Annotated in this window: 3 protein-coding genes and 1 pseudogene; all 4 read right to left on the bottom strand. The window is 56.1% G+C overall.

The genetic code is table 11. From position 1 onward, the window contains the following. Positions 1 to 322 (bottom strand): annotated as a pseudogene (locus AAAC48_RS25895) (RraA family protein); the annotation flags it as partial. A gap of 8 nt (positions 323 to 330) precedes the next feature. Further along, on the bottom strand, positions 331 to 1155 hold the full coding sequence (locus AAAC48_RS25890) for a carbon-nitrogen hydrolase family protein (protein WP_340656951.1): 825 nt from the start codon (positions 1153 to 1155) through the stop codon (positions 331 to 333). 35 nt (positions 1156 to 1190) lie between these two features. Beyond that, complete coding sequence (locus AAAC48_RS25885; RefSeq protein WP_340656950.1) at positions 1191 to 1925, bottom strand: aldolase/citrate lyase family protein; 735 nt, start codon at positions 1923 to 1925, stop codon at positions 1191 to 1193. 54 nt (positions 1926 to 1979) lie between these two features. Continuing rightward, the coding region (locus AAAC48_RS25880; RefSeq protein WP_340656949.1) for an ABC transporter permease subunit at positions 1980 to 2469 on the bottom strand (490 nt) is incomplete at its 5' end.

Raw genomic sequence — 2469 nt, 5'->3', positions numbered from 1 at the left:
CTGCTACGGCGCCTGCAGCCTTCGCGGCAATCGTTACGCCGCCGCCCCAACACGCATAGCGGTCATCGCCCAGCCGATCGACGACAAGCACATCACCTGGCCGGAGCATCCCCGTCGCATGATGCAGCAGGGTCGAGTCCGGACCGGGAATAGCAATTGTAACCGCCGTGCCGACAATGCGGCGATGGCGCAGCAGTGGCTGTATGGCTCGGTCCATGAAACCAAAAAGCCGCCAATGGCCAACTGTTGCGGTTTCGACATTGACCAGGAGTTTTAGATCCTCGACCGGAATTTGTTCCGGCATATCATTAATGGTGTACATGGCTCACCTCACGCGCAAGCCAGACGGCGATGGCTCATCATTGGGATGAGCGTTCGCGCGCGTTTGATCTGGTCCATATCGATGCGGGCGGTGATAAATCCTACGCCGTCGGATGCTCGCGCCACCACGTGCCCCCATGGATCGCAGACGAGCGAATGCCCATAGGTATGGCGCTTCTCGTTGCCAGTGAGGGTCGAACCCCATTGACCGCAGGCGGCAAAATAAGTCTGGGTCTCGATTGCCCGAGCCCGAGCCAATACCTCCCAGTGATCCTTGCCAGTCTGCAGCGTGAAGGCTGCCGGAAGGACGATCACATCGGCTCCGGCCTTTTCAAGCGCAAGGAAAAGCTCGGTAAAGCGGATATCGTAGCAGATGGCGCAGCCAATCTTGAGGCCCTCGAGATCATAGACCACTACCTCTTCACCGGGCTTTACAGTAGCCGACTCCTTATAGGCTGTGCCATCTGGCGCAATAATGTCGAACATGTGGATCTTACGGTAACGCGCGACTTCCTTCCCTTCGCGATTGAAAACGACTGTCGTGTTGTAGATGCGGTTTTCGTCAGCAATCTTTTCCATCAATGTGCCGGCATGGACGAAGACTCGATGGGTCTTGGCGAAGGACTGTGCCATCTCATAGGCGCTGCCTCCCGGTGCAGGCTCTGCCGCGGCAAGCTTCTCGGCTGGTGTCCCGCCATAATATTCGAAATATTCCGGTAAAACGATAAGATCAGGGGAATCCATCTTTACCGCATCTTCCATCATCGCTCGTGTCGTGAGCAGATTTTCTGCTTTGTCGGTCTGCGGATTGGTCTGGATCAAGCTTATTTTCATGGGAATTTCTCCTCGCAAGTTCGTTAGAACGGTAATCAGGCGATAATCGCCTCGGCTTTGAGTGCGTTGAAGGTTGCCATGATGCCTTGGCGCAAGGTCATGGTCTGGGTGGCGACGACGAGCAGAGATGCGCCTTCCTCTTGCGCAAAACCGCGTTCTGCGGCTGTCCAGGCGGGCATGATCCAGGGCTTGCCGACATCGCGTGCCGCTTTTGCGCAACGCCTCAGGTCCTTGCGGTCTGCATCTGCAAATGCATAGGAACCGCGTCCCCGGGCGAGGGCGAGATCGGAGGGTCCGGGAAAGAGTCCGTCAACAGTGTCGAGTGCAATGATCTTTTCGACATCTGCGAGGCTTTCAGCCGTCTCGATCATTGCATAGCACTTGGTCCGGCGGTTTTCCTTTTCGAAGGCATCGCTGGCAGGCCGGCTATAGCCATAAATCCGCCCGCCCGCATACGAGCGGGTGCCGGCCAATGGATATTTGGCCGCCTTGGTGACCTCACGCGCGTGTTCAACGCCGAGTATGTGCGGGACAATCACGCCATCGGATCCAAAATCCAGCGCCTGCTGAATGGCTTCGCTCGTCGGAGCGATGACCTTTGTCAGTGTCGGTATGTTCTGTGCTTTGGTAAAGGCAAGGAACTGGTCGAGCGTTGCAAGATCGAACGTGCCATGCTCGAGTTCGAGAACCAGAGATTTCATGCCGCAGCTACGTGCTATTTCAAGATAGCCATAGTGCGGTTGCGACATCCACAGGGCGATATTTTCCATTCGTATTCATGCTCCAAAGTGAAAGATGAGGTTGGCGCGGATGTGAGAACCAAGTTACTTGCCCATGGTCTGCGAAAGTCCGAGTGTGCGCTCGATGAGGATGATGATAAGGAGTGTCGCCGCGACCAATACGACCGAGATCGAAGCTGTCATTGGATCGGTCTGGCTCTCGACATAGTTGAAAATCTCAACCGGAAGCGTGGTCAGGCGCGGCCCGGTAATAAAGAGGGAGATAACAACCTCGTCGAAAGAAAGAAGGAACGACAATGCGGCGCTGGCGATGAGACCGGGCGTCATCAGGGGCAAGGTGATACGCCGGAAGACGACGAGCGGCGAAGCTCCAAGCATGGTTGCTGCTTCTTCAACGGAAGGTGGCAAAGTGCCAAGAGCAGTCGTCATGATCCGGATTACATAGGGGGTGGCCACGATCAGATGCGCGACAATCAGACCGGGGAATGTGCCGAGCAACTGCAGACGCACAAAAACCAACAAAATGGCCAGACCGAGGACGATGGCAGGGAGTAGAAGCGGCGCTGTGAAGAGG

Source organism: Phyllobacterium sp. (assembly GCF_037994405.1).
GTDB lineage: Bacteria > Pseudomonadota > Alphaproteobacteria > Rhizobiales > Rhizobiaceae > Phyllobacterium.
This window is presented reverse-complemented; position numbering and strand designations above follow the sequence as displayed.